Source organism: Streptomyces sp. MnatMP-M17 (assembly GCF_900091995.1).
Classification (GTDB): Bacteria; Actinomycetota; Actinomycetes; order Streptomycetales; family Streptomycetaceae; genus Streptomyces.
Map to the genome: position 1 here is coordinate 1 of NZ_FMDK01000755.1, position 2,373 is coordinate 2,373.

A 2,373-nucleotide genomic window follows, 5' to 3' on the forward strand; every position below is an offset into this window, starting at 1 on the left:
GCTCGCCCCGCCCGCGACATGGACCGTGCCGGCCCCGGTCTCCGCCGCCACCCGGCAGGTCTCCTCGACCACGTCACCGGTACGCACCACCAGACGGCCGCCCCGGGCACGGAGCGCCGTGTCGAGGCCGGCCAGGCTGTCGGCGAGGAAGGCCGCTCGGTTGGGCACGGCGAACCCCGTTCGGCTGATCCCGGTGTCGACGACGAAGAGCGGTACCACGCGTTCCGCTTCCCGCAGGGCGGCCCGCAGGACCGGATTGTCGTGGACCCGCAGGTCCGCGGTGAACAAGGCGACCGAGACACGCATGGCCTGCTCCCCTCAGCGCCCACCAGTCGGGGCGGACCCGGCCGGACCGGACCCGCCAGCCGGAGACCCGTCAGCCGGAGACGCGTCAGTCGGAGACCCGTCAGTCGGAGACCCGTCAGCCGCCGACTCGGCCCGGCCGGACCCGGCAGCCGCGGAATCCACCGCAGCGGACCCCGCTGCGACTGACTCCGCCGCGGCTGACGCGGCCGCGGCCGCGATGTTACGGGCCATACCGCCGAAAACCGCCGCGTGGAACGGGGCGACACCCCACCAGTAGGCGTGTCCGGCGAGGCCGTGCGGATGGAACAGGGCACGCTGCCCGTACACCGTCCGCCCCTGCTGATCCCGGTCCACGGTCATCTCCAGCCAGGCGAGGCCCGGCAGCCGCATCTCGGCTCTGAGCCGGAGCAGCCGTCCCGGCTCGATCTCCTCCACACGCCAGAAGTCCAGGCTGTCCCCGACCCTCAGCCGGGTCGCGTCTCGGCGGCCCCTGTGCAGGCCGACACCACCCGCCAACGTGTCCAGCCACCCCCTCAGGGACCAGGCCAGCGGCGAGGAGTACCAGCCGTTCTCACCGCCGATGCCCTCCACCACGCGCCACAGAGCCTGCGGCGACGCGGCGACCGTGCGCTCACGCTGATCCGTGTAGAGGCTGCCGCCGGCCCAGTCGGGATCGGTCGGCAGCGGATCGCTTGGGGCGCGCGGGGTGGCCGCGGAGGACCAGCGGGTGGCCACGTCCGCGCCCCGGACGCGCTGGAGGGCCAGCCGGATCGCGCGGTCCAGACCCACGGGTCCCTCCGGCGGCTCCTGGACGTAGCGCACGATGTCCCGCTCCGTGCAGACCACCGTGTGCCTCAGCGACTCGACCAGCGGCCGTGCGATCGCCCCCGGCACAGGTGTGACAAGACCGACCCACAGGCTGGACAACCGGGGAGTAAGCAGCGGAACGGGGAGAATCACCCGCCGTGAGAGGCCCGCCGCCTCCGCATACCGCCGCATCATGTCCTCGTAGGTGACGACGTCCGGTCCGCCGATGTCGAAGGCGCGGCTCACGCCGTACGGAAGCCCGGCGCACCCCACGAGCAGACGGAGTACGTCACGGACGGCGATCGGCTGCGTACGGGTACGTACCCAGCTCGGGGTCACCATCACGGGCAGCCGTTCGGTGAGGTAACGCAGCATCTCGAACGAGGCCGAACCCGACCCGATGATCACGGCTGCCCGCAGCACCGCGGTGGGCACCCCAGAGGCGAGAAGGATGTGTCCCACTTCGGCGCGGGAACGCAGATGGGGCGACAACTCGCGCTCGGGCACCCCCGGAGGGCTCAGACCGCCGAGGTAGACGATCCGCCGTACGCCCGCGGCACGCGCCTGCTCGCCGAAGATCCTGGCCGCCCGTCTGTCCGTCTCCTCGAAATCGCGTCCGGTGCCCAGCGCGTGCACGAGGTAGTACGCGACATCCATACCCTCCATCGCCGCGCGCACGGACACCTCGTCCGTCGCGTCCCCGCGCACAGTCTCCGTCTGCCGGGCCCACGGGTGATCACGCAGCTTGTCCGGGGAGCGGGCCAGGCAGCGCACCGAATGCCCGGCCGCCAGCAACTCCGGCGCCAGTCTGCTGCCGATGTATCCGGTGGCACCGGTGACCAGACAGCGCGGCGGCCGGCCGTCGCCGGTCATGCCGACCGTACGGAAGTGGTCTGTCGGCTGCGAGCCGGTGGCACACGGAAGGTCATATCCCTCCTCGCACGTCGTTCCCCGCTCCCCATGCTTCGGCCCGCACGCGGCCGGCGCAACTCCGCCGGCCGGGGTGCCCGCGGCCGTGCCGGTCACGGCAGGGTGCCCGTACCTCGTCCCGGGCACACCGCTGTCTCTGCGCATTCACCCGGCACTACGTCTGTCGATTTCACGACCACGCAAACGCATGACGTGCCTGGACAGCGCTCAGACGCGTCCTAAAGGGCTGTCCCGTTATCCCCACGACGGACACAGTCCTAGGGTCTTTCTTTTGGATCTTGCTGGGCTCGCGTGCCCGCAGTGACATCAGCCGCTGCCGCGGCGGGCGCT

Annotated in this window: 2 protein-coding genes; both read right to left on the reverse strand. The window is 71.8% G+C overall.

Annotation, left to right across the window (positions count from 1 at the left end):
* Positions 1–306 (reverse strand): deoxyribodipyrimidine photo-lyase (locus tag GA0115259_RS29860; RefSeq protein ID WP_141716741.1); only part of this gene is annotated, 306 nt, incomplete at its 3' end.
* A gap of 12 nt (positions 307–318) precedes the next feature.
* Positions 319–1,986, reverse strand: coding sequence for an SDR family oxidoreductase (locus GA0115259_RS29865; RefSeq protein WP_093602798.1), 1,668 nt, complete (start codon positions 1,984–1,986; stop codon positions 319–321).
* Between the last annotated feature and the right edge of the window lie 387 nt (positions 1,987–2,373).